This is a genomic window from Goekera deserti, assembly GCF_010685995.1.
GTDB lineage: Bacteria > Actinomycetota > Actinomycetes > Mycobacteriales > Geodermatophilaceae > Goekera > Goekera deserti.
In genome coordinates, this window is record NZ_JAAGWK010000022.1 from 68,924 (window position 1) to 92,705 (window position 23,782).

Sequence of the window (23,782 nt, forward strand, 5' to 3'; positions counted from 1 at the left end):
CGGTGACGTTCACCGTCGAGGAGACCGGCCGCGAGCTGGTGCTCGACGCCAGCGGCCACGCCACGCTGATGCAGGTCGCGGTGGAGGCCGACGTGCCCGGCATCGTCGGCGAGTGCGGTGGGGAGATGACCTGCGGCACCTGCCACGTGCACGTCGAGTCGACGCCCGCCGGGTACACCGCCGCACGCAGCCACGACGAGGAGGACATGCTGGAGGTCGTCGACGCCCCGGCCCCCGGCAGCCGGCTGGCCTGCCAGCTGCCGGTGACCCCGGCGGTCGCCGGCCTGCGCCTGCGGGTCCCCGCCCCGTCATGAGCACCCACCGGGCCGACGTCGTCGTGGTGGGGGCCGGGCACGCGGGGGTGCAGCTGGCCGTCGCGCTGGCCACGTCGGCTGGACCGCGCGGGGTGCTGCTGCTCGGGGCCGAGTCGGGGTTGCCCTACGAGCGGCCGCCGCTGACCAAGAAGCTGCTGGTCGGCAGCGACCAGCCGGTGCCGGTGCCGCTCCGGTCGGCCGCCTACTGGGATCGCTCGCCGGTGACGCTGCGCACCGGTACCCGGGTGGTCTCCGTCGACCCGGACGCCCGCACGGTCGGCACCGACGCCGGGGAGACGATCGGCTACCGAGACCTCGTGTGGGCCACCGGTGGCCGTGCCGCGCGGTGCGGACTGCCAGGGGAGGACCTGCGCGGCGTGCACAGCATCCGCGACCTGGCCGACCTCACCGCGCTGCGCAGGCAGCTCGCCGGGGGTGCCGCGGCCCGCGCGGTGGTCGTCGGCGGCGGCTACGTGGGGCTGGAGGTCGCGGCCGGGCTGCGGCAGCTGGGTCTGGCGGTCACCCTCGTCGAGGTCGCCCCGCGGCTGCTGGCCCGGGTCACCGGCACGGTCGTCTCGGCAGCGTTCACGGCCCTGCACCGCCGGCGCGGGGTCGACGTCCGGCTCGGCACCGCGGTGACCCGGCTGCGGGCCGACGGCGACCGGGTGGCGGGCGTGGTGCTGGCCGACGGCACCGAGCTCGCAGCCGACGTCGTCGTGGTCGGTGTCGGGATGCGGCCGGAGGTCGACGCCCTGCTGGCCGCCGGGGCGCGGGGGGACACCGGCGGCGTGGACGTCGACGAGCAGTGCCGCACGTCGCTGCCCGGCGTGCTGGCGGTCGGTGACTGCGCGCGGCAGGCGAACCCGTGGTCGGCGACGGGTGCGGCGATGCGGGTCGAGTCCGTGCACAACGCCGGCCTGCACGCGGCTGCCGCGGCCCGGGCGCTCACCGGCCGGCTGCCCGCCGGTCCGGTGCCGCCGCGGTTCTGGTCGACGCAGTACGGCGTCGAGCTGCGCACGGTGGGGCTGTCCGCCGGGGACGACGAGCAGGTGCTGCGCGGTGACCCGGCCACCGGGTCGTTCAGCGTCGCCTACCTGCGCGGTGGACGGCTGGCCGCACTGGACACCGTCGACCGACCGCGCGACTTCGCCCGCGGCCAGGCCCTCGTCGCCGCCGCCTGGCAGCCCACCCGGGCGGAGCTGATCGACCCGGACACCGACCTGCCCCGCCTCCAGCCGGCCGGCACGTCGGTCACCTGACGCCACCTCAGGCCATCTCGGGAGTGCCTGCCCCGAGGGCGACTCCGACCTGCAGACAGTTGTGCTCTGCTCGGCCTGGGCGAGCAGAGCACAACTGTGCCGGGCAGGCGTCGTCCGGCGCAGTCCGTGGCCGACGTCAGCGGTCGCGGGCGCCGTAGAGGTCGGAGCCCAGGCGGGGGAGCGCCGGGTCGCGCGTGCCGCTGACCAGCGCGTTGGGGCCGAAGGTGTGCACCCAGCGCTCGCTGATCCGCCAGCCCTCGGGAGTGCGCTGCCAGGTGTCGTCGTAGGCGACGGCGACGGTGAGGTCGGCGGGCCCCGGGCCGTCGGTGCGCCAGTGCGCGCAGACGGCATAGGTGCGGCTGTGCGCCGTGTCGCCATCGACGTCGACGCGGCTGTTGCCCATCAGGTGCTGGGAGCCGGCGAAGCCGCGCATCGTCCGGTCGAGGAAGTCGGCGATCTCCGCCCGGCCCCGGGGCTCGGCGCCCATGGCCGGGCTGTGGTGGTCGACGGCGTCCTCGGTGAACACCGCCTCGGCGACGTCGCGCCAGCGGGCGGTGTCGAGCAGGAACGCGTACGAGTCCAGCACCTGCCGGATCTCCTCGCGGTCCCGCAGGGCCCTCAGCTCGCGGTCCAGGTCGGCCAGCTGCTCGGCCAGGTCGGGCGGGATCTGCATGGGTGCCTCCAGGGTTCGTGGGGTGCTGCACAACAACTACGTGACAGCGGGAGTGACCTCCGCTACGTTCCACCTAACACCGTTAGGAAACCCCGCACCGCTGCGAGGAAGGACCACGGCATGCCCAGCACCCCCGTCGCCGCGCCGCCGGCACACCTGCGGATCGACCGGCTGACGCTGGAGTTCGGCGGCGTGCGGGCACTGTCGGAGGTGAGCATCGACCTCGCCGGCGGCGGTATCATCGGCCTCATCGGGCCCAACGGCGCCGGCAAGACCTCGCTGCTCAACTGCATCTCCGGGTTCTACCGGCCCACCAGCGGCGACGTCACCCTGGACGGCCGCAGTGTGCTGGACATGCGCCGGCACCAGCTCGCCGGCCAGGGCATCGCCCGCACCTTCCAGAACCTGGCGCTCTTCGGCGAGATGAGCGTCTACGACAACGTCGCCGCCGGCGCCCCGCGCGGCCGACGGCGGCTGCGCGGTGTGCCCGGCCTGCGCCCGCCCGGCACCGGTGCCGCCGAGCGGGACGCCGTCTGGGCGATGCTCGAGCGCTTCGACCTGGTGCAGCACGCCCGGCACCCGGCGCACGGCCTGCCGTTCGGCACGCTGAAGCGGGTCGAGTTCGCCCGGGCGCTCATGGCCCGCCCGCGCGTCCTGCTGCTCGACGAGCCCGCCGGCGGGCTCACCCACACCGAGGTCGACGAGCTCGGCGGGCTGATCACCGACGTCGTCCGGGACCTCGCGCCGGTGGTGCTGCTCATCGAGCACCACATGGGGCTGATCCTCTCGGTCTGCAGCCGCATCGTCGTCATGGACTCCGGCCGCACCATCGCCGACGGCCCCACGGAGCAGGTCCGGCACGACCCCGCCGTGATCAGCGCCTACCTGGGTGGGGGTGCCGACCTTGCTGCACGTTGAGGGGATGTCGGCCGGCTACGGCGCCGCCGACGTCGTCCACCGGATCTCCCTGGACGTCGCCGAGGGCGAGATCGCCGTCGTGCTCGGGGCCAACGGCGCGGGCAAGACGACGACGCTGCGCGCGATCTCCGGCGTGCTGGCCCGCTCCGGCGTCGTGCAGTTCGACGGTCGCCCGATGCCCACCCGGCCCGAGGACACGGTGCGGGTCGGCCTGAGCATGGTGCCGCAGGGCCGCGGCACGCTCACTGAGCTCACGGTGCTGGAGAACCTGCTGGTCGGAGCCGCTGTGCGTCCCCGCCACGAGGCCGACGCCGACGTCGAGAAGTGGTGCGGGTTCTTCCCCGTGCTCGGCGAGCGGCGCGAGCAGAAGGCCGGCTCGCTGTCCGGCGGGGAGCAGCAGATGCTCGCCATCGCCCGGGCGCTGATGGCCCGGCCCCGGCTGGTGCTGCTCGACGAGCCCAGCCTCGGGCTCGCCCCGATCGTGGTGCAGCGGGTCTTCGCCGCACTGGCCGACATCAACGCCACCGACGGGACGTCGATGCTCATCGTGGAGCAGAACGCCGACCTCGCCCTGCGGCTGGCCCGCAGCGCCCACGTGCTGGAGGCCGGCCGGCTGGTCGCCTCCGGCGCGGCCGCGGACTTCCTGGACGACGATCGGGTGCGCAGCGCCTACCTCGGGGGGCGCTGACGTGGACGTGCTCGTCGAGCGGCTGGTGGCCGGCTCCACCGAGGGCGCGGTCTACGCGCTCATCGCGCTCTCACTGGTGGTGGTGTTCCGCGGCACCGGCACGATCAACTTCGCGCAGGGCGAGATGGCCCTGTTCACCACCTTCGTGGCCTGGTCGGTCATCGCCCGCGACCTGCCGGTGTGGGTGGCCCTGCTCGTGGCCACCGCCAGCGGGTTCGTGCTCGGCGCGCTGGTCGAGCGGTTCCTCGTCCGGCCGGTGCGCAAGCGCAACGACATGGCCGTGCTCATCGTGCTGCTCGGCCTGTTCACCGTGTTCAACTCCCTGGACGGGCTGATCTGGGGCGGGGAGACCAAGGTGCTGGCCAGCCTGCTGCCCAACGGCCCCGACGACTACGTCGCGCTCGGCCCGGCCCGCATCTACGGCGACACCGCCGCGGTGTGGATCGGCACCGTGCTGGTGCTCATCGCGCTCACCGTGCTGTTCCGCTGCACCCGCACCGGCCTGCACATGCGGGCGGTCGCCAACGACGGCGAGGCCGCGGCACTCGCCGGCGTCCGGGTGGGCCGGGTGCTCAGCCTCAGCTGGGGCCTGGCCGGCGCGATCGGGTCCGCCGCGGGCGTGCTGGTCACGCCGCTGGCCCCGGCCCAGCTCAGCCTGCTGACCATGCTGGCGATCTTCCTGTCCGCCGCCGCCGCGGCGCTGCTCGGCGGGCTGGACAGCCTGGTCGGTGCGGTCGTCGCGGGCCTGTCCATCGGGGTGCTGGAGGCGCTGGTCATCGGCTACGTGCCCGGCGTCGGCTCGAACCTCTCCGAGACCACCGTGCTGGTGATCATCGTCCTCGTCCTGCTGGTCCGGCCTCAGGGCCTGTTCGGCACCAAGAAGCTGGAGCGCGTGTGACCACGACGACGACCCCGCCCGCGCCCGCCGTCGCCGGCGCCCCGCCCCGGCCGTCCGCCCGCCGGCTGCGGCTGGTGATCGGCTCGACCCGGCACCGGCTGCTCGTGCTGGGCAGCTGGCTCGTGGTCGCCCTGCTGGTGCTCGCCGCCACCGGGCTGGAGCCCTACCGGCTCGGCCAGCTCTCCGGGGCGGTCGTGATCGCCACCGCGATCGTCGGGCTCAACGTCGTCACCGGGTACACCGGCCTGCTGTCGGTCGGCCACTCGGCACTGCTCGGCGTGGGCGCCTACACGACCGGCGTCCTGGTGGTGCAGCTGAACCTGCTGCCGCTGATCACGGTCCCGGCGGCGGTCCTGACCGGTGCCCTGGTGGGCGCCTTCGTCGGGCTGCCGTCGATCCGGATCCGCGGGCTGTACCTGGCCATGGTCACCCTGGCGCTCGCCGTCGCCTTCCCCGAGGTGCTGCGCGCGCTGCCCGAGGTGACCGGTGGCAACTCCGGGCTGTCGATCCCGCTGCGGTTCCTGGCCCCGCCGGCGTGGACCGGCCTCACGCTGGCGGACCGCCCGCTGTGGACCTTCCTGCTCTGCCTGAGCGCGCTGCTGGTCTCCATGCTGCTGGTCTGGTGCGTGCTGCGCTCCCGGCTGGGCCGGGACATGCGCGCGGTGCGCGATCACGAGGCGGCGGCGGAGTCGTTCGGGGTGCACGTCGCGCGGACCAAGATCCTCGCCTTCACCATCTCCGGTGGCATCACCGGCCTGGCCGGCGCGATGCTCGCGATGTACGTCGGGGCACTCTCCCCGGCCGGCTCGTTCACCATCCTCAAGGCCATCGAGCTGCTGAGCGGTCTGGTGCTCGGCGGGGTCGCCACCCAGCTCGGCCCGCTGGTCGGCGCCGCGGTGGTGGTCTACCTGCCGGTGCTGCTGGCCGACGTGGTCCAGGGCCAGGGCTCGGGCGTGCTGTTCGGCGCGCTGCTGATCGTCATCGTGTTCGTCATGCCCGAGGGCGTGGTCGGCCGGCTCAACAAGCTGTGGCGCCAGCGCGTCGACGTCGTCCCCCGCGGCATGCCGGCGCCGGTCGCCGACCCGCCCTGAGCTCGGCCGCCTGGGGCCGACCCCGCCACCCCACCTGCTCGACGCACCGGCACCGCCGGTGGGTCCGCGGTCGCCTGCCCCGCACCACCCTCCCCGCTCCACCCCACAGAGAAGGAACACGCATGAGCCGACCCAGAACGGTCGCCGCCCTCGCAGTCGCGACCGGCCTCCTCGTCACCGCCTGCGGCGGGGTCACCAATGACGCCGCTGCCCCCGCGGCGACCGGGGAGGCGGGCACGGTCTCCACCGACGGCTGCACCGACCCGGACGCCGCGACCGCCGTCATCGACGACGCCGTGAAGGTGGGCTGGACCGTGCCGCTGTCCGGGCCGTACGCCGGTGTCTGGCAGCAGATCACCGACGCGTTCGCCGCGCGGATGGCGCTGTACAACGAGCAGGGCGGCGCGGGCGGGGTCGACGTGGACTTCTTCACCACCGACTCCAAGCTCGACCCGGAGATCGCCAAGGCACTGAACAACGAGATGATCCAGAAGGACGGCGCCGACATCGTCTCCTCCACCGGCACCGGCCAGGTGGCCACCATGATCGACGACGCGGCCGCGGCCTGCGTGCCCTTCATCGCCGCCACCTCGGCCAGCGGGACCTACCGGGACGCCGCGACCTACCCGTGGGCCACGCTCTACCTGCCCTCGGTCCAGCTGGAGACCAGTGCGATCGTCGCGGCCATCGAGCGGGAGTTCCCGGACGGCGCCACCGCCGCCGTCGCGATCAGCCCCTCGGAGTCGGGCACCGTCTACGCCGACGCGTTCAAGGCCTCGGCGCAGGGCACCAGCGTGGAGGTGGTCGAGGAGGCGAGCCTCACCGACCCGAACGCCGCGGCCAGCACGCTCAAGGCCTCCGGTGCCGACGTCCTGTTCGTGGCCTCGGCGGCCCAGGAGTGCCTGGCCATGACGACGGCGATCTCCCGCATCGGCTGGGCGCCGCAGGTCTACCAGAACTCCACCTGCGCCGACCGCTCGCTGTACGAGCCGGCCGGTGCGGCCGCCGACGGCCAGCGGGTCTTCAAGTACGAGGTCGTCCCCTCGCTGCCGGAGTTCGCCGGCACCCCGGCCGTGGAGCAGTACCTCGCCGACGCGGCATCCCAGGGCCTGGCCGACCCGATGTCGAACTGGTCGGTGACCGGCTGGACGATCGGGGAGGTCTACGCCGACCTGCTCACCGCCGCCGCCGAGTCCGACGACGGGCTCACCCGCCTGTCGATCATGGAGGCGGCCCGGGCGCAGGACTTCCACCCGGCGACCTTCATCGAGGGCATCGACTTCGACACCGCGACCGGCGGGGTCACGGGCATGCAGCCGTTCGCCTGGGACGCCGAGACGGCGCAGTTCGTGCTCGACGGCGACCCGGTCATCGTCAACTAGGCCCCCGGGCGGGCCCGACCCGGGCCCGCCCGGTGCCGGCGTCGGATGACACGGCAGGTGCCAGCACCTACGTTCTACCTAACAACGTTCGGTTCATCGATTGCAGGGACGGGAGGGCGCATGACGCCGAGACAGGTGCACGTGGCGGTCATCGGAGCCGGGATCGCCGGGATGCAGTTCACCCGCGACCTGACCCGCCGGGGGATCTCGCACACGGTCTACGAGCGTGGCCATGAGGTGGGCGGCACGTGGCGGGAGAACACCTACCCGGGCCTGTTCATCGACGTCCCGGTGTCGCTGTACCAGCTGTCCTTCGCCAGGAAGTACGACTGGAGCCACGCCTTCCCGCGCGGCACCGAGATCCAGGAGTACCTGGTGCGGGCCAGCCACGAGCACGACCTGCGCCGGCACATCCGCTTCGGCGTCGAGGTGCTCGCCGCGACCTGGGTGGCCGACCACTGGGAGCTCGAGCTCTCCGACGGCACCACCGAGGTGGCCGACGCGGTCGTGTCGGCCACCGGTTTCCTGGACAAGCCGTCGATGCCAGCCATCCCGGGCATGGACGGGTTCGCCGGGCTGTCGTTCCACTCCTCGAACTGGCCGGCGGGCCTGGACGTCGCCGGCAAGCGGATCGGCGTCGTCGGCACCGGCTCCTCGGGCATCCAGCTGACGACGTCGCTGTCCTCGATGGGCAGCCAGGTCACCCAGTTCGTCCGCTCCCCGCAGTGGGTGGAGGTGATCACCAACCCGCCCGCCCCCCGCTGGCTGAAGGCGGTCGGGCGCCTGCTGGGCGCCCGGGTGCCCGCCGTCGGCCGGCTGGTCTGGAAGCGGCTGCTCGGCGGCCCGCAGCTGGACCCGCGACTGTGGCGGTCGATCCAGTGGCGGATCCAGCCCGGCCCCGACCGGGTGGCGGCCCAGGACGCGCTGCGCGAGGACGTGCTGCACATCCGGGACGAGGATCTGCGCGCCCGGATGACGCCGGACTTCGAGCCGGGCTGCAAGCGCATCCCCAAGTCCGACCGGTACTTCGAGGCCGTGCAGCAGCCCAACGTGCGGGTGGCCGTCGGTGCCATCGACCGGGTCGTGCCGGCCGGGCTGGTGACCGCCGACGGCGAGCTGCACGAGCTCGACGTCATCGTCTACGCGACCGGCTACGACTCGCACGCCTACATGCGCCCGATGAAGGTCACCGGTCTGCGCGGGCGCACCATCGACGAGGCCTGGGCGGACGGGCCGTACGCCTACCGCTGCGTCTCGGTGCCGGACTTCCCCAACTTCTGGGTGGTCAACGGGCCGTTCGCGCCGGTCGCCAACATCTCACCCACCATCTGCGTGGTCGACCAGAGCGACTACGTCTGCCGGCTCGTCGAGTACGGCGCCGAGCACGGCGTCGCGACCGCCCCGACGGCGGAGGCGGCGGAGCGCTTCGTGGCCGCGATCGACGAGGCCATGCCGAACACCATCTGGGCCGGCGACTGCGACAGCTGGTACCGCGCCGGGGACCGGGTCGTGCTGTGGCCCTGGGACGAGGCGACCTACCACGCGATGTTCGTCCCGCTCGGTCTGGACGACCTCGAGCTGGTCCCGCTGCCGGTGGCCGTACCGTGACCCGCTGGATGAGCTATTCCCACGCCGACGGCGTCGAGCGGGTGGGCATCGAGCGGGACGGCGTCGTCTCCGGGCTGGCGCCGGGGGAGACGATGCTCGGCCTGCTGCAGGCCGGGGCACTGGAGGAGGCGGCGGGCCGTCCGGCGTCCGAGACCGTCGCGGTGGCCGACGTCCGGGTGCTGCCGCTGCTGGTGCCGCCGTCGCTGCGCGACTCGATGTGCTTCCACGAGCACATCCGCAACTGCCGGCCCACCGAGGTCGAGCCGCGGCACGAGCAGTGGCCGATCTTCTACTTCCAGAACCCGCAGTCGGTCGTGGGCGCCCACGACGAGGTGCGGATCAGCCCGGAGAGCGCGAAGTTCGACTACGAGCTGGAGGTCGGGGCGGTCATCGGCAGGGCGGGGGAGAACATGACCCCGGAGCAGGCCGAGGCCTCGATCGCCGGGTACACCGTGTTCTGCGACTGGAGCGCCCGAGACCTGCAGCGCGAGCGGCTGGTCATGATCAAGGGCAAGGACGGCGCCACCACGCTGGGCCCGGTCCTGGTCACCGCCGACGAGCTCGAGCACCGGCGCAGCGGCAAGGGCTTCGACCTGGCGATGACGGTGACGCTCGGCGGCACCCCGTTCAGCGCCGGCAACTGGTCGAGCATCGACTGGTCGTTCGCCGACATCGTCTCCTACGCCTCCCGCGGCACCCGGCTGGTGCCCGGCGACGTCATCGGCTCCGGCACGGTCGGCTGGGGGTGCCTGCTGGAGCACGACATCTCCGCACCCGACCGGTTCCCCGGCTGGCTGCAGCCCGGCGACCGGGTGGAGCTGGAGGTCGAGCTGATCGGCCGGCTCGACCACACCATCGCCGCCCCGCTGCCCTTCCACCCCCTGAGTTCCGGCTGCTGAGGAGCACCATGACCCGCCTGGTCGACCTGACCGCCGTGATGGACCCCGCGCACCGCGCGCTGGTGCCGGCGGAGTTCCCGCGCTTCGACCGCATCGTCGCGCCGCTGATCAGCTACGCACCGCCGGAGACCGCCGGGCGCGAGGCGATGATGGGCATCTACGGCTGCCCGGTCGAGCACCTGCCCGACGGCGACGGCTTCGGCTCCGACCTGGTCACCGAGATGACCACGCACTGCGGCACGCACGTCGACGCCCCGCTGCACAGCGGCCGCACCGTCGAGGGCCGGCCGGCGCGCACGATGAGCGACATCGGCCTGGAGGAGCTGTTCCGCCCCGGCCTGGTGCTCGACGTCCGGCCGTGGGCGCTGCCGGACGAGGGCATCCCGGTGTCGGCCCTGGAGCAGGCGATCGCGGCCACCGGACAGGAGGTGGAGCCGGGCCAGGCGGTGCTGGTGCGCACCGGGCAGGAGCGGTACACCAACGACCAGCCGGCGTTCTACCACTACCCCGGGATGACCGGGGACGGCACGCGGTACCTGACCGGGCTCGGCGCGACCGTGCTCGGCACCGACGCCCTGGCCTGGGACCGCCCCACGCCGGTGATGGTCCAGGCCTACCGGGAGACCGGCGACCCGCGGCAGATCTGGGACGGCCACTTCGCCATCCGCGACCGGGAGGCGTTCATCGTGCAGAAGCTGGTCAACCTCGACCGGCTCCCGCTGTCCGGGTTCATGGTCGGCTTCTTCCCGATCAACCTGCCGCGCACCAGCGCCGCCCCGTGCCGGGCCGTCGCCTTCCTCGATGACTGACGGCCCGCGCGTCGTCTGGACGCCGACGCCCGGGGCCCCGAGCAGGCTGTCGGAGTTCACCCGCTGGGTGGCCGACACCCGCGGGCTCGAGCTCGACGGCTACCCCCGGCTGTGGGAGTGGTCGGTGACCGACCTGCCCGGCTTCTGGAGCGCGGTGTGGGAGCACGGCGGGCTGGGCGCACCGGTCGACCCGGCGCGGGTGCTCACCGACGAGGCGATGCCCGGCGCGGTCTGGTTCCCCGACGCTCGGGTCAACCTGGCCGCCCGGGTGCTGCGTCCGCGCGCCGACGAGGACGCCGTCGCGGTGGTCACCGTGGGGGAGGGCGCGGCACCGGCCGAGCTGACCTGGCGGGAGCTGCGCCGCGACGTCGCCGCGCTCGCGGCCACGATGCGCCGGCTGGGGGTGCGCCCCGGGGACGTGGTCGCCGGCTACCTGCCCAACGTCGGCGAGACCGTCGTGACGTTCCTGGCGACGGCCTCGCTGGGCGCGATCTGGTCGGCGGTGGGGCAGGAGTACGCGCCGTCGGCGGCGGCCGACCGGTTCGCCCAGCTGCGCCCGGTACTGCTGGTCGCCGCCGACGGGCACGTCTTCGACGGCCGGCCCCGCGACCGCCGTGCCGCGGTCGCCGAGCTGCGGGCGGCGCTGCCCACGGTGCGGCACGTCGTCGGCGTCCCCCGGCTCGGGCCCGGCCTGGACGACGCCCTGCCGTGGGCCGACGCCGTCGCCGAGCCGGCCCCGTTCGCGCCGGCCGACACCGCGTTCGGCGACCCGCTGTGGGTGCTGTTCTCCTCCGGCACGACCGGCCTGCCCAAGGGGATCGTGCACAGCCACGGCGGGGTGCTGCTGGAGCACCTCACGATGCTCGGGCTGCACCTGGACCTCGGCCCGGCCGACCGGTTCTGCTGGTACACCTCGCCCAGCTGGGTGGTGTGGAACTGCCTGGTCGGCGGGCTCGCGGTCGCGGGCTCGGTGGTCTGCTACGACGGTGCGCCGACACCGGACCTGCTGTGGCGGCTGGTCGCCGACCAGCGGGTCACCGTGTTCGGCACCAGCCCCGGCTTCCTGGCCGCCACGCAGGACGCCGGCGCGCGCCCGGCCGCCGAGCACGACCTGTCCGCGCTGCGCGTGGTCGGCAGCACCGGTGCGCCGCTGCCGGCCCGGGCCTACGACTTCGTGGCGGCCGAGGTGGGGCCGGTGCCGGTGTTCTCCATGTCCGGCGGCACCGACGTCGCCGGCGCCTTCGCGATGGGCGCCATGACCGAGCCGGTGGTCGCCGGGGAGATCCCGGTCCGCGGGCTCGGCGTGGCACTGGAGGCCTGGGACGACGCGGGCCGGCCGCTGGTCGGCGCGGTCGGTGAGCTGGTGGTGACCCGGCCGATGCCCAGCATGCCGACCCGCTTCTGGGACGACCCGGACGGCGCCCGGTACCGGGACGCCTACTTCGCCACCTTCCCCGGCGTGTGGCGGCACGGCGACTGGGTGACGCTCACCGAGCGCGGCAGCCTGCTGGTGCACGGCCGCTCGGACTCCACGCTCAACCGGCACGGCGTCCGCATGGGCTCGGCGGACGTGTACGCCGCGGTCGAGTCGATGCCGGAGGTCGCCGAGGCGCTGGTCATCGGCGCCGAGGAGGACGACGGCGGGTACTGGATGCCGCTGTTCGTCGTCCTGGCGCCGGGGTGCGTGCTGGACGCCGCGCTGGACGCGGCCATCCGGGCGCGGGTGCGCGAGCGGGCCAGCCCGCGGCACGTGCCCGACGTCGTCCTCGCCGTGCGCGGGATCCCGCACACCCGCACCGGCAAGAAGCTCGAGGTGCCGGTGAAGCGGCTGCTGCAGGGTGCCGACCCCGACGACGTCGTCGCACCGGACGTCGTCGACGACGTGTCGCTGCTGGCCGACTTCCAGCAGGTCGCCCGGGAGCGCCGCGCTCGGCTCACCGCCGGGCGTGCCGCGGCAGGGTCATGATCTCGGCGCCGGTCTCGGTCACCGCGATGGTGTGCTCGCTGTGCGCGGTGCGGCTGCCGGTGGCGCTGCGCAGGGTCCAGCCGTCGTCGTCGGTGATCAGCTCGTCGGTGTCGGCCATCACCCACGGCTCCAGGGCCAGCAACATCCCCGGGCGCAGCTTCGGGCCGCGGCCGGGGCGCCCGGTGTTCGGCACGTGCGGGTCCTGGTGCATCGTCGACCCGACGCCGTGCCCGCCGAACTCGGTGTTGACCGGGTAGCCCGCGGCCTGGAGCACGGTGCCGATGGCGTGCGAGATGTCGCCGACCCGGGCGCCGGGCCCGGCCACGGCGATGCCCGCGGCCAGCGCGCGCTGGGTGGTCTCGATCATCGCCGTGTCCGCCGGCGAGGGGGACCCGCCGACGACGAAGCTGATCGCGGAGTCCGCCACCACGCCGCCCAGGGAGACGGCCAGGTCCAGCGACAGCAGGTCGCCGTCGGCCAGCACGCGGTCGTGCGGCAGCCCGTGCAGCACGGCGTCGTTCACCGAGGTGCAGATGTAGTGCCCGAAGGGCCCGCGGCCGAAGGACGGCGCGTAGTCGACGTAGCAGGACACCGCCCCGGCGCCCAGGATCATGTCCTGCGCCCAGCGGTCGATGTCCAGCAGGTTGGTGCCGACCGTGCTGCGCTCCCGCATGGCCTCCAGCACGTCGGCGACCAGGGCGCCGGTGATCTTCGCCCGGGCCAGTTCGGTGCGGTCCAGGACCTCGATCATCAGCTGCCTCACTCGTTCGACCGACCACTGTCCCGGATGACAGTACCGGTACTACTATCCCGCGCATGGTCCGGTTGCCGCTCACCCCCGCCGAGGTCGAGCGCGGTCGGCGCCTCGGCGCCCTGCTCCGCCGCGCCCGCGCCGGGCGCTCGATGCTGGAGACGGCGCTGGACGCCGGGGTCTCCCCGGAGACGCTGCGCAAGATCGAGTCCGGCCGGGTGGCCACCCCGGCGTTCAGCACCGTCGCCGCCATCGCCGGTGTCCTCGGGCTTTCCCTGGACGTGGTCTGGGCCGAGATCACCCTGCCCGACGGCGAGGCGGCGGGTACGCGGGCACCGGAGCGCGCGGCCTCGTAGGCATCCCGTCGGTGCTGACCGGTCCCTTGCCGGGGCACGACAAGCGATCGGCAAGGGCGGGGGAGCACGGTCGGCGTCGCCGCACCCGCCCCGGAGGAGTCCCGATGCCCGTTCCCGTCCGTGTCACACCCCGCCGTCCCGGCGACCCCCTGCCCGACGTCCACGGCCTGCGGGTGACCACCCGGGTCGTGCGGCACGACGCCGACCGGCTGGCCGGCCTGGCCGAGCGGGTCGCGGCCGGCGTCACCCCGGTCGACGGCCGGCGCGCCGACGCGATCGCCCGCTACGTGTGCGACTGGGCCGACGCGGTGCACCACCTGCACACCACCGAGGACGACGTCCTCTGGCCGGTGCTCGTCGCCTCCGCCGGCCCGGACGTCGCCCTGCCCGACCGGCCCCGCGCGCTGGCACCGGCGCTGACCCGGCTGCGCGCCGCGGCCGACTCGTTCACCGCGCGCCCCGGCCAGGAGACCGCGACCGCGCTGGCCGGCACGTTGGCCGAGGTGCGCGACCTGCTCGCCGAGCGCGCCGCCGACGCCGACGACACGGTGTTGCCGCTGGTCGAGCGCTGGGTGTCGGTGGCCGACTTCGCCCGGGTCGACAAGCCGCTGCGGCGGCGTGCGCGCACCGCGCTGGAGCTGTTCCGGGCCGCCGGGACCGACCAGTGGTCGGCCGTCGTCGCCCGCGCCGGGCTGCTGCCCTTCGTCGGTCTCGCCCTCCGCGGCCCGGCCCTGCACCGCCGGGAGCGGATGGTCTTCGGCAGCGCCGTCCCCGTCCCCGTCCCGCCCGTCGCGCGCCGCTGACCCCGGCTCCGTCCCACCAGGATCGACACGAACCCACCGCCAAGATGGCCATCGTGGCGGTGTGGGGGGTGCGCGGGACCCGGCCGGTCAGGTGGGTGGGCGCTGGAGGCGGGCGAGCCGGGTGGACAGGGCCGCGCGTCGGTCGGCGTTGCCGTGCAGGTCGACGTACCGCTGCCCGAAGCCGGCGAGCAGGGCGTCGTCCAGCCGGCGCACCGCGCCGGGCGGGTACCGGTAGTCCATCCGGCCGGCGATGGCGTCGTCGTCGGCCGAGCGCAGCACCTCGCCCAGCTCCACCAGCGAGGTGATGCCCAGCTCCAGCAGCAGCCCGGAGATCCAGCTGTAGTGGTCCGGCCGGGACCAGCCCGCCTCGGCGTACTGGCCGGCCAGGAACGCGGCGAGCTCGCGCGGGGCGATGCGCGGGTCGTCCGGGTCGTCGTCGGCGGTGTCGTCGGTCGGGGCCGGGGCGCGCAGCCGCTCGCGGATCGCGGTGAACTCCCGGTCGGCCAGCTCCAGCAGGCCGGCGGCCAGGGTGAAGCGGCGGTCGAACTCCGAGGCGTGCTCGGCCGGCACCGTGCCCTTGTAGCGGATGTCGTGCTCGAACTCGGCCCACGCGTGCTGCAGCACGGTGCGCACCTGCACCTGCACCACCCGGCCCACCAGCTCGGGCAGCTCGGCGGCCCGCGCGGCGTCCGGGCCGATCAGCAGGTGCCGGCTGGCGTAGCCGAACCTGCCCTCCTGCGCGGTCTGCCGGCCCATGTCCCGGTCGTCCAGCACCACCACCTGCGAGCCCAGCAGGTCGGCGACCGCCTGGACGTCGTCCTGCACGTAGGTGATCACCCGGACGCCGATCTGGTCGGTGATGTCCCGCAGCGGGTCGGGGTAGGCGGGCCGGCCGTCGACGGTGCGCGCCGCCTTCTCCGCGAACGAGGCGACGGTCTTGGTGCGCCCGGTGACCGACAGGTAGTTGATCCCGGCGTCGTCCAGCAGCCCGGTGACCAGCGCCAGCGCCGCGGCGCCGGCGGCGAGCGTCGCGGGCCGGCCGTCGGCGTAGGCCTGGATCGCCTGCTGCACCGGGTCCGGCGCCGGCGCCTGCGCGCCCGGCTGCAGGTCCGGGGGCAGCGTGGGCGTCACGATCGCGCCGTGCGCGGCGTCGCCGTAGGTGGTGACGGCGTCCGGACGGCGGACGGCGATGAACGCGACGTAGGCGCACACCACCGCGTCGACCTGGTCCTCCACCACGCGCAGCTCGCTCTTGCGCCCGGCCCGCTCGACCTGCTCGCGCAGCCCGGCGAACAGCGCGCCCAGTTGGAGCTCCCGCACCGACTCCAGGTGGGCCATCAGCACCAGCAGCTCGGCGCGCAGGCCCTCCACGGTGCGGCCGGGCTTGTTCTTGTACTTCAGCGTCCGGCCCAGGCGGAACAGCGCCACGGTCGCCGCATGCGGGTAGACCTCGATCGCCCGGCGGTCCCGGCCCGAGCGCGGGTCGAGGTCCAGCCGCAGCATCCGGCCGATCCGGCCACCGCGGGTGTCGCCGTCGGTGAACTCCGGCTTGCCGGTGTTGGTGGGGTGCGCGCCGGCCTGGAACCGCGCGAAGTCGGCGTTCAGCGCGCGCTCGGCGGCCCGGTTGCCGGTCGGGTTGGTGACCACCAGCGGCGCGTCGATCGCCACGGTGCACGCACCCATCGTGAACGGGGCCAGCGCGGCCTCGATCTGCTCGTCGGTGCGCACCGCGCTGACGTGCACCAGCCGGCCGTCGTCGTCCAGCACGGCGAGGCCGGTCGGCTGCTTGAGGCCCCAGGCGAGGTCGATCCCGATGTGCTGCACGGGGCCAGCCTGCCGTGCTCGCCCGTCCTCCGGGTGCGGCGGTGCCGCCGAGGTGGGACCGGGCCGGGTCGCGGCGCGGCCGGGCGACCGGCGAGAGTGGCCCGGTGAGCCTCCGGATGCGCCTTCTCGAGCCCCTGTTCCGCCTGCGCTTCCGCCCGCGGATGGCCACCGTCGAGCGGGCCCAGCGGCGGATCGCCGAGCCGAAGGGCTCTCCCGAGCCGCCGGCCCGGCTGCGCCGGCGCCACGACGTGCGCAGCCGGACGGTCGGCGGGTTCGCCTGCCACACCGTCGCCCCCCGCGGCCGGACGGCGTCCCGTGCGGCGGTCTACCTGCACGGCGGCGCCTACATCAGCGAGATCTCCCCGCAGCACTGGACGCTGGTCTCGAAGCTGGCCGACGCCGGTGTGCGCGTGGAGGTGCCGCTGTACGGCCTGGCGCCGCAGCACACCCACCGCGAGGCGTACCCGCTGGTCACCGCGGTGTACCGGGAGCTGCTCGCGGAGGTCGACGCGTCGGCGGTCAGCATCGCCGGGGACTCCGCCGGCGGCGGCCTCGCCCTCGGGTTCGCCCAGACCCTCGAGGCCGAGGGGCTGCCCCAGCCGCGGCAGCTGGTGCTGCTGTCGCCGTGGCTGGACCTGACGATCGGCAACCCGGAGGTCCCTGCCGTCGAGCTCCGCGACCCGTGGCTGGCCAGCACCGGGCTGCGGGTGGCCGGGCTGTCCTGGGCCGGTGGCGACGACCCGACGCTGCCCCGGCTCAGCCCGCTGAACGGCCCGCTCACCGGGCTGGCGCCGATGGTGGTCTACGTCGGCACCCACGAGATCTGCCTGCCCGACGTCCTGGAGCTGCAGCGCCGCGCGCAGCGGGCCGGGGCGCCGATCGACGTCACGGTCTGCGAGGGAGCCGTGCACGTCTACCCGCTGATCCCCGTCCCCGAGGGCCGCGCGGCCGCGGCGGACATCGTGCGCCGCGTCGCCGGCTGAGGGGTGGGGGACCGGCGAAACGCCTGCGCCGAGCTGCGGGTCGCCGGTGACCCCGCACCGCCGTGACAGGGTGGTCGGCGTGTCTGCCGCAGAACCTGGCTCCCCGCTCCACGAACCGGGCTCCTCGCCCCGACAGCCGCCCCCCGGCCCGCAGGACGCGACCGCGCCGCGCAGCGCCGAGCACGCCCGGCTGGCCGAGTCCAGCGACATGGGCTCGCCCTGGCGGATGTGGGGCCCGTACCTGGCCGGGCGGCAGTGGGGCACCGTGCGCGAGGACTACTCCACCGACGGCGACGCGTGGGCGGCCTTCCCGTTCGACCACGCGCACGCCCGCGCCTACCGCTGGGGCGAGGACGGCCTGGGCGGCATCTGCGACCGCTACGGGTTCCTCAACTTCTCCGTCGCGCTGTGGAACGGCAAGGACCCGGTGCTCAAGGAGCGGCTGTTCGGCCTCACCAACGAGGAGGGCAACCACGGCGAGGACGCCAAGGAGCACTGGTGGGCCGTCGACGGCACGCCCACCCACTCCTGGATGCAGTGGCTCTACCGCTACCCGCAGGCCGAGTACCCGTACGCGAAGCTCCGCGCGGAGAACGCCAGGCGCACCCGGCTGGAGCGCGAGTACGAGCTGTCCGACACCGGCGTGCTCGACGAGGACCGCTTCTTCGACGTCCAGGTGACCTACGCCAAGGCCGGCCCGGACGACGTCTGCATCACCGTCACCGCCACCAACCACGGCCCCGACCCGGCGCCGCTGCACCTGCTGCCGCAGGCCTGGTTCCGCAACACCTGGTCCTGGGGCGGTGACAAGCGGCAGGGCCACCTCACCCAGCTGCTGGCCCCCACCCTGACCGTCAGCGGCCTGGAGGCGGTGGAGGCCGAGCACGGGTTCCTGGGCCGCTACGTGCTCGCCGCCGAGGGCTCGCCAGTGGTGCTGTGCTGCGACAACGAGACCAACGCCGTCGACCTGTTCGGCGCCGCGCGCAACACCAGCCGCTACCCCAAGGACGGCGTCGACCGCCGCGTGGTGCGCGGCGACCGCTCCGGCATCAACCCCGCCGACCACGGCACCAAGGCCGCGTTCTGGTACCGCTGGGACGCCGTCGCGCCCGGGGAGACGGTGCGCGTGAAGCTGCGGCTGCGCACCGAGGACCCGGCCGACGGCATGTTCGGCGCGGAGTTCGACGAGGTGCTGGCCGCCCGCCGGAGCGAGGCCGACGACTTCTACGGCGTGGTCATCCACCCGGGCCTGTCCGCCGAGGACCGGCACGTCGCCCGCCGCGCCTACGCCGGGCTGCTCTGGACCAAGCAGCTCTACCGCTTCGACGTCGCCCAGTGGCTGGACGGCGACCGCGACGTCCCGGCGCCGGACGGCCGCGCCGCGCAGGGACGGCGGAACACCAGCTGGCGGCACGTGGCGCTGGCCGACGTGATCTCCATGCCCGACGAGTGGGAGTACCCGTGGTTCGCCGCGTGGGACACCGCCTTCCACACCATCCCGCTGGCGCACGTCGACCCCGACTTCGCCAAGGAGCAGCTGCTCCTGATGTGCCGCGAGTGGGCGATGCACCCCAACGGCCAGCTGCCCGCCTACGAGTGGGCCTTCGGCGACGTCAACCCGCCGGTGCACGCCTGGGCCGCCTGGCACGTGTACCGGATCGACGGCTACCGCGACCGGCAGTTCCTCATCCGGGTGTTCACCAAGCTGCTGCTCAACTTCTCCTGGTGGGTCAACCGCAAGGACTCCGACGGCAGCAACGTCTTCGAGGGCGGCTTCCTCGGGATGGACAACATCGCGCTGTTCGACCGGTCCGCGCCGCTGCCTCCCGGCTACCGGCTGGAGCAGAGCGACGCGACGAGCTGGATGGCGTTCTACTGCCAGCAGATGTTCAAGATCGCCCTGGAGCTGTCCCGGTCCGACCAGGCGTGGGACGGCACGGCGACCAAGTTCCTGGAGCACTTCCTGTCCATCGCCGAGGCGATGAACACCTTCGGCTCGCACGGCGTGAGCCTGTGGGACGAGGAGGACGGCTTCTTCTACGACGTGCTCGTCGCCCCGGACGGCGAACCGGAGCCGATGCGGGTGCGCTCGATGGTCGGCCTGCTGCCGATCCTGGGCGCCACCGAGGTGCCGGCGTGGATCACCCAGGAGGTGCCCGACGTGACCGCCCGGCTGCGCTGGCTGCAGAAGCGCCGCCCGGAGCTGATGGGCCCGCTGCGCAGCCGGTCGGCGCCGGAGGGCCGCAAGATGCTGCTGTCCCTGGTGGACCGGGAGCGGCTGGAGCGCATCCTGTCCCGGATGTTCGACCGGGCCGAGTTCCTGTCGCCCTACGGCATCCGGTCGCTGTCCAAGGCCACCGAGCAGGTGATCGCCAAGGTCGGTGGCCGGGACGCCTCCATCGAGTACGAGCCGGGGGAGTCGCGCACCGGCCTGTTCGGCGGCAACTCCAACTGGCGCGGGCCGGTGTGGTTCCCGGTGAACGTGCTGCTGGCCGACAAGCTGCGCACCCTGGGCCGGTTCTACGGCGACTCGTTCACCATCGAGCTGCCCACCGGCTCGGGCAACCGCTGCACCCTCGTGGACGCCGCCGACCTGATCGACAACTCGCTGACCGCGCTGTTCCGCCCCGTCGACGGCAAGCGCCCGGCCGACGGCGACCGGATCGAGTCCAGCGACTCCCCGCTGTGGCGCGAGCACCCCACCTTCAGCGAGTTCTTCGACGGCGACACCGGCGAGGGCCTGGGTGCCAGCCACCAGACCGGGTGGACGGCGCTGGTCGCCCACCTGCTCAACCCGCGGCTGCCCCCGGACCCCCGCTGGGCGTGACCCCCGCCCGGCGACCACCCAGCCAGTGACCGTCTGCCGGTGACCGCCTGCGCCTGCGGCGCCCGTTGGGTCGAAGATCGCCGCGCGATCCCCGGCTCTTGCGGTGTTCCCCGTGCTCCTGCGGTGCTGCAACACCGCAAGAGGCGCAACACGACCGCAAGAGTGGGCGTGCGGGTGAGCGCGGGTGGGGGGAGGGGCCGAGCCGGCGAGCGGGCGCGGTGGAGGCGCCGTGCCGCGCTCGGCTCTTGCGGTGTTCTCGTTGCTCTTGCGGTGCGGCAACACCGCAGGAGCAGCAACACGACCGCAGAAGCGGGCGAGAAGGGCGAAGGGTCAGGGCGCGCGGGCGAGAGGTAGGCGCTGGCAAGCGGGCTTGCGGGGTGGTGTGGCGTCCGGCCGCCATCGGCAGGGTGGCCGCGGGCGCCGCGCACCGCCCGGCTCTTGCGGTGTTCTCGTTGCTCTCGCGGTGATGCGCGGCCGCACGAGCCGCAACGACACCGCAGGAGCGAGGAGGGGGACACGGCTCGGCGATGAGCGGTACCGCGGGCGAGGCGCGGCCGGCGCGGGGCGGCCTGCGCGGGGGGCGGCGCGGCGCGGCGGCGGTGGGTGTCGGTGGTGGCTGCGACACTCGGCGGGTGGGGGAGACGTCGGGTGTCGACCGGTGGCGGAGCAAGGTCGCTTCGGTGCTGCCGCCGGCCCGGGCACGGACGCACGCCGACCTCGTCGATGCCCGCGCCGTCCCCGGGGCGGTTGCCGGCACCACGATCGACGAGACGCTGCTGGCACTGGTGAACGCCGAGATCGGCCAGCGGCTCGACGGGCAGCGCGCGGTGATCAACGAGCTGGACACCAAGGCCGGGTCGCTGGTCGCCGCCGGCATCGCACTGGTCGGCTACCTGCTCGCCGAGCAGGGCGGCGCCCTCGTGGTGGTGGCCCTCGTCGCCCACGCGGCGGTCATCGCCACCGGCCTGTTCGCCCTCGGCGTCCGGCGCTGGCACCAGGCGCCGACGCCGGAGCTGCTCGTGCGCACCCTCACCGTGCCGACCGCGGCCGCGTACACCGCGATCATCCGCGCCAAGGTCGACGCGCTGCACGCCAACGGCACCAGTGTCGGCGCCAAGGCCGACTGGGTGAAGATCAGCACCTGGCTGCTGGTGGTGGCCATCGTGTTCACCGCGCTGAGCGCCGCCCGGGGTGAGTGAGCCGCCGCGCGCTGATCGAGCGCACCTCGGCGGTCATCGACGTCCTGGAGGTGGCGCGCCCCGGCGCGAACCAGCCGTGTCTGCAGAGGACCATGGGACGTCGCCGCCCTGACACCGGTCCATGGGGGAACACATGCGCTGCGCCGTGCTGGACGACTACCAGGGTGTCGCCCTGACGTCGGCCGACTGGTCACCGATCGTCGACGCCGTCGAGGTGATCGTCGTCCGCGAGCACCTGGCGGACGAGGACGCGGTGGTCGCCGCGCTGGCCGGTGTCGAGATCGTCGTGGTCATGCGGGAGCGGACGCCTCTCACTGCGTCGTTGATCGCCCGGCTGCCGCAGTTGCGCCTGGTGGTCACCAGTGGGATGCGCAACGCGTCGATCGACCTGGTCGCGGCCGAGCAGCACGGCGTCGTCGTGTGCGGCACCCGCAGCAACTCCGAACCGCCCGCTGAACTGACCTGGGCTCTGATCCTCGGTCTGGCTCGCCACCTGGCGCAGGAGAACGCGACGCTGCGCGCATCGGGACCGTGGCAGAGCACCGTCGGCACGGACCTGTACGGGGCCACGCTCGGTCTGTTGGGGCTCGGGAAGATCGGGGCGATGGTGGCCCGGGTGGGCACCGCGTTCGGCATGGACGTCGTCGCTTGGAGCCAGAACCTGACGGCCGCCCGCGCCGAGGAGGTGGGCGTCCGGCTGGCGCCGAGCAAGGAGGAGCTGGTCGCCGAGAGCGACGTCCTGTCGGTGCACCTGGTGCTCGGTGACCGCACCCGCGGGCTGATCGGCGCCGCCGAGCTGGCGGCGATGAAGCCGACCGCCCTCCTGGTCAACACCTCGCGCGCGGCCGTCGTGGACGGCGCGGCACTGGTGACGGCGCTGCGCGAGGGGCGGATCGCCGGTGCGGGACTGGACGTGTTCGAGGTCGAGCCCCTTCCTGCCCAGGACGAGCTCCGCACGCTGCCGAACGTGCTGGCCACACCGCACCTGGGCTACGTGACCCGGCGCAACTACACCGGGTACTTCACCGAGGCAGTCCAGGACATTGCCGCCTTCCTCGCCGGCACGCCGGTCCGCGTCCTGACCTGAGGCAGGTCAGCGGGCCGCGTCTCGACGGGTGTACTGTCTGCCCGCCGCCCGTGGTCCGCTGCCCACCGCCGGGCGCGGGCGCCCAGCGCGGAGATGCTGGTGCGCACCCCTCGGCGTTCCACAGCTGCCGCCCACCGCGGTCCTCCGGGCCGAGGTCGGCGCGCTCCACCCAGCGGCAATGGCCTCGGCGCCGGGGCCGACCGGGTGGAGATCAGCACCTGGCTGCTCGCGGTGGCCCTCGTGCTCACCGCACTCGACGCCGCGCTGTCGGACCGATCGGGGCGGGTCACCCGTCTGGGTCAGCACGCGGGGAAACTCGCGCCTCGCCGGTCACGGACCTGCTTACGCTCAGTCGCGCTGCGGGTGGTCGCCCGCACTCGAACGAAGGCCGGGACGAGCAACGTGACCCCACTGGACTACGGGCCGCCGAACGGTGATCCTCGGATGCGCCCATTTGGCGGGCAGCCTGGTCCGCGGCCACACCCGATGCCCGGCGCAGGTCCGCATCATCAGTTCCCCGGCCAGTCGCCGCACGTCTACGGACCGATCCCGACCGCATACCTGCCGCCCCCGAAACCGCCGTTCTACAAGCGGCCCTGGGTCCTGGTCTGTGCCGGCCTGTTCCTGTTCGGCGCCGTCCTGGAGGCGAGCGAGACGGACGGACGCATCGCTGGGAGCGGGCCTGCGTCGGCATCGGGTCAAGTCACTCCGGACGCCGCGCAGACAGACGTCGCCGGCGCAGACGTCGACGGTGCCACGCCGGCCCCGCAGCCGGTGGACCCTCCCGCTCCACGGCTCGGCGAAGCAGTCGCGGATGGCGACTTGAGCTTCGTCGTCCACGGCATCGACTGCTCCGTCACCACCATCGGCGGCAGGTACCTCAACGCCACCGCGCAGGGGACCTTCTGCGTCGTCGATCTGACGGTCCACAACATCGGCGACGAAGCACAGAGGTTCTCGGGCGACGACTCGACCTTGTACAACGCCCAGGGGCAGGAGTACTCGGCTGATGTCGGTGCGGCCCTCTACCTCGAAGATGCACAGTCGTTCTACGAGCAGATCAACCCCGGCAACGCACTGGACGCCAAGATCGTGTTCGACGTGCCCTCCGGCATGATCCCCACGTCCATCGAGCTCCACGACTCCCCCTTCTCGACGGGAGTCAGCGTCGAGCTCCGCTGAGGCCCGGGGGCCGGCCTGCTGGCCGGCCAGTGCACTCGTCTGACGAGCGCGGACATGCGCGCGACACGAAAGACCACCAAGCCGATCGGTTTGACGTGATGGGGCTGCGCTGTCAGTCTGGAGGCCGGTCACGAGTGCCAGCGCGAAGCCCCGGCTCGCTGGCCGGCAACCCTCCTCCGCGACGGGGTGCCCCGGGTGACGACCAGGCAGGTTGCCGTCCGGCAGCCGGCAAGCGCGGACCCGGGCCCCGGGTCCCCGGCCCGCT

Annotated in this window: 21 protein-coding genes and 1 riboswitch; of the genes, 18 read left to right on the forward strand and 3 right to left on the reverse strand. The window is 73.9% G+C overall.

The features are described from left to right. Positions 1-2: 2 nt before the first annotated feature. Together G1H19_RS15580 and G1H19_RS15585 are read left to right on the forward strand one after the other, a co-directional pair. Positions 3-314: a 2Fe-2S iron-sulfur cluster-binding protein gene (locus tag G1H19_RS15580; RefSeq protein WP_152727348.1), complete on the forward strand. Its 312-nt coding sequence runs from the start codon at positions 3-5 to the stop codon at positions 312-314. Continuing rightward, positions 311-1,573: an NAD(P)/FAD-dependent oxidoreductase gene (locus G1H19_RS15585; RefSeq protein WP_152727349.1), complete on the forward strand. Its 1,263-nt coding sequence runs from the start codon at positions 311-313 to the stop codon at positions 1,571-1,573. The genes G1H19_RS15580 and G1H19_RS15585 overlap by 4 nt, the downstream gene beginning before the upstream one ends. 136 nt (positions 1,574-1,709) lie before the next feature. Here G1H19_RS15585 and G1H19_RS15590 read toward each other — a convergent pair whose 3' ends face one another. Continuing rightward, positions 1,710-2,246: a nuclear transport factor 2 family protein gene (locus G1H19_RS15590; RefSeq protein ID WP_152727350.1), complete on the reverse strand. Its 537-nt coding sequence runs from the start codon at positions 2,244-2,246 to the stop codon at positions 1,710-1,712. Between the two features lie 120 nt (positions 2,247-2,366). Between G1H19_RS15590 and G1H19_RS15595 the strand changes: the two genes are divergently transcribed. The 9 genes from G1H19_RS15595 (at position 2,367) to G1H19_RS15635 (ending at position 12,505) form a co-directional block, all read left to right on the forward strand. Continuing rightward, positions 2,367-3,164, forward strand: a complete 798-nt coding sequence (locus tag G1H19_RS15595; protein ID WP_152727351.1) for an ABC transporter ATP-binding protein — start codon at positions 2,367-2,369, stop codon at positions 3,162-3,164. After that, the gene (locus G1H19_RS15600) at positions 3,151-3,852 is read left to right on the forward strand and encodes an ABC transporter ATP-binding protein (RefSeq protein WP_235909169.1); all 702 of its coding nucleotides are present in this window, start codon (positions 3,151-3,153) and stop codon (positions 3,850-3,852) included. The genes G1H19_RS15595 and G1H19_RS15600 overlap by 14 nt, the downstream gene beginning before the upstream one ends. A 1-nt stretch (position 3,853) precedes the next feature. Continuing rightward, positions 3,854-4,750: a branched-chain amino acid ABC transporter permease gene (locus G1H19_RS15605; protein WP_162392364.1), complete on the forward strand. Its 897-nt coding sequence runs from the start codon at positions 3,854-3,856 to the stop codon at positions 4,748-4,750. Further along, positions 4,747-5,841, forward strand: a complete 1,095-nt coding sequence (locus tag G1H19_RS15610; RefSeq protein ID WP_162392363.1) for a branched-chain amino acid ABC transporter permease — start codon at positions 4,747-4,749, stop codon at positions 5,839-5,841. The genes G1H19_RS15605 and G1H19_RS15610 overlap by 4 nt, the downstream gene beginning before the upstream one ends. Before the next feature lie 122 nt (positions 5,842-5,963). Next, entirely contained in the window at positions 5,964-7,223 is a 1,260-nt protein-coding gene (locus G1H19_RS15615; RefSeq protein WP_152727352.1) for an ABC transporter substrate-binding protein, read from the forward strand. A 120-nt stretch (positions 7,224-7,343) separates the two neighbouring features. Then, positions 7,344-8,831, forward strand: coding sequence for a flavin-containing monooxygenase (locus G1H19_RS15620; RefSeq protein ID WP_162392362.1), 1,488 nt, complete (start codon positions 7,344-7,346; stop codon positions 8,829-8,831). An 8-nt stretch (positions 8,832-8,839) separates the two neighbouring features. Next, on the forward strand, positions 8,840-9,730 hold the full coding sequence (locus G1H19_RS15625) for a fumarylacetoacetate hydrolase family protein (RefSeq protein ID WP_152727354.1): 891 nt from the start codon (positions 8,840-8,842) through the stop codon (positions 9,728-9,730). 8 nt (positions 9,731-9,738) lie between these two features. After that, complete coding sequence (locus G1H19_RS15630) at positions 9,739-10,539, forward strand: cyclase family protein (RefSeq protein ID WP_152727355.1); 801 nt, start codon at positions 9,739-9,741, stop codon at positions 10,537-10,539. After that, a complete protein-coding gene (locus tag G1H19_RS15635) occupies positions 10,532-12,505 on the forward strand; it encodes an acetoacetate--CoA ligase (RefSeq protein WP_152727356.1) in 1,974 nt (657 codons plus the stop codon). Before G1H19_RS15630 ends, G1H19_RS15635 begins: the two co-directional genes overlap by 8 nt. Here G1H19_RS15635 and map read toward each other — a convergent pair. Then, positions 12,474-13,256, reverse strand: a complete 783-nt coding sequence (map, locus tag G1H19_RS15640; protein ID WP_152727357.1) for a type I methionyl aminopeptidase — start codon at positions 13,254-13,256, stop codon at positions 12,474-12,476. The two genes, G1H19_RS15635 and map, sit on opposite strands and share 32 nt — an antisense overlap. Before the next feature lie 65 nt (positions 13,257-13,321). On the opposite strand from map, the gene G1H19_RS15645 reads away from it, so the two are divergent. Both G1H19_RS15645 and G1H19_RS15650 read left to right on the forward strand, forming a co-directional pair. Continuing rightward, on the forward strand, positions 13,322-13,612 hold the full coding sequence (locus G1H19_RS15645; protein WP_152727358.1) for a helix-turn-helix domain-containing protein: 291 nt from the start codon (positions 13,322-13,324) through the stop codon (positions 13,610-13,612). A 104-nt stretch (positions 13,613-13,716) separates the two neighbouring features. Next, a complete protein-coding gene (locus G1H19_RS15650) occupies positions 13,717-14,415 on the forward strand; it encodes a hemerythrin domain-containing protein (protein ID WP_152727359.1) in 699 nt (232 codons plus the stop codon). Between the two features lie 87 nt (positions 14,416-14,502). Here the strand turns inward: G1H19_RS15650 and G1H19_RS15655 are convergent, their stop codons facing one another. Beyond that, entirely contained in the window at positions 14,503-16,239 is a 1,737-nt protein-coding gene (locus tag G1H19_RS15655) for a DUF429 domain-containing protein (protein WP_162392360.1), read from the reverse strand. 104 nt (positions 16,240-16,343) lie between these two features. Here G1H19_RS15655 and G1H19_RS15660 point away from each other — a divergent pair, with 104 nt between their 5' ends. The 5 genes from G1H19_RS15660 to G1H19_RS15680 all read left to right on the forward strand — a co-directional run bounded on the left by G1H19_RS15660 (position 16,344) and on the right by G1H19_RS15680 (position 23,517). Continuing rightward, a complete protein-coding gene (locus tag G1H19_RS15660) occupies positions 16,344-17,222 on the forward strand; it encodes an alpha/beta hydrolase fold domain-containing protein (RefSeq protein WP_235927931.1) in 879 nt (292 codons plus the stop codon). A gap of 79 nt (positions 17,223-17,301) precedes the next feature. Beyond that, positions 17,302-20,049 carry an MGH1-like glycoside hydrolase domain-containing protein gene (locus G1H19_RS15665; RefSeq protein ID WP_202925775.1) on the forward strand — a complete coding sequence of 916 codons (2,748 nt, stop codon included), beginning with the start codon at positions 17,302-17,304 and terminating at the stop codon, positions 20,047-20,049. 632 nt (positions 20,050-20,681) lie between these two features. Continuing rightward, positions 20,682-21,248 (forward strand): hypothetical protein, encoded by a 567-nt coding sequence (locus G1H19_RS15670; RefSeq protein WP_152727360.1) that lies wholly within the window; start codon positions 20,682-20,684, stop codon positions 21,246-21,248. 133 nt (positions 21,249-21,381) lie between these two features. After that, on the forward strand, positions 21,382-22,335 hold the full coding sequence (locus G1H19_RS15675; protein ID WP_152727361.1) for a D-2-hydroxyacid dehydrogenase family protein: 954 nt from the start codon (positions 21,382-21,384) through the stop codon (positions 22,333-22,335). Positions 22,336-22,539: 204 nt separating this feature from the next. Further along, the gene (locus G1H19_RS15680) at positions 22,540-23,517 is read left to right on the forward strand and encodes a DUF4352 domain-containing protein (protein ID WP_162392359.1); all 978 of its coding nucleotides are present in this window, start codon (positions 22,540-22,542) and stop codon (positions 23,515-23,517) included. A 126-nt stretch (positions 23,518-23,643) separates the two neighbouring features. Beyond that, positions 23,644-23,758: riboswitch (SAM riboswitch) on the forward strand. Positions 23,759-23,782 lie beyond the last annotated feature (24 nt).

Coding starts and splice junctions, on each gene's coding strand:
- G1H19_RS15585 (WP_152727349.1), top strand. CDS start 311: ATGAGCACCCACCGGGCCGACGTCGTCGTGGTGGGGGCCGGGCACGCG.
- G1H19_RS15590 (WP_152727350.1), bottom strand. CDS start 2,246: ATGCAGATCCCGCCCGACCTGGCCGAGCAGCTGGCCGACCTGGACCGC.
- G1H19_RS15595 (WP_152727351.1), top strand. CDS start 2,367: ATGCCCAGCACCCCCGTCGCCGCGCCGCCGGCACACCTGCGGATCGAC.
- G1H19_RS15615 (WP_152727352.1), top strand. CDS start 5,964: ATGAGCCGACCCAGAACGGTCGCCGCCCTCGCAGTCGCGACCGGCCTC.
- G1H19_RS15620 (WP_162392362.1), top strand. CDS start 7,344: ATGACGCCGAGACAGGTGCACGTGGCGGTCATCGGAGCCGGGATCGCC.
- G1H19_RS15625 (WP_152727354.1), top strand. CDS start 8,840: ATGAGCTATTCCCACGCCGACGGCGTCGAGCGGGTGGGCATCGAGCGG.
- G1H19_RS15630 (WP_152727355.1), top strand. CDS start 9,739: ATGACCCGCCTGGTCGACCTGACCGCCGTGATGGACCCCGCGCACCGC.
- G1H19_RS15635 (WP_152727356.1), top strand. CDS start 10,532: ATGACTGACGGCCCGCGCGTCGTCTGGACGCCGACGCCCGGGGCCCCG.
- map (WP_152727357.1), bottom strand. CDS start 13,256: ATGATCGAGGTCCTGGACCGCACCGAACTGGCCCGGGCGAAGATCACC.
- G1H19_RS15645 (WP_152727358.1), top strand. CDS start 13,322: ATGGTCCGGTTGCCGCTCACCCCCGCCGAGGTCGAGCGCGGTCGGCGC.
- G1H19_RS15650 (WP_152727359.1), top strand. CDS start 13,717: ATGCCCGTTCCCGTCCGTGTCACACCCCGCCGTCCCGGCGACCCCCTG.
- G1H19_RS15675 (WP_152727361.1), top strand. CDS start 21,382: ATGCGCTGCGCCGTGCTGGACGACTACCAGGGTGTCGCCCTGACGTCG.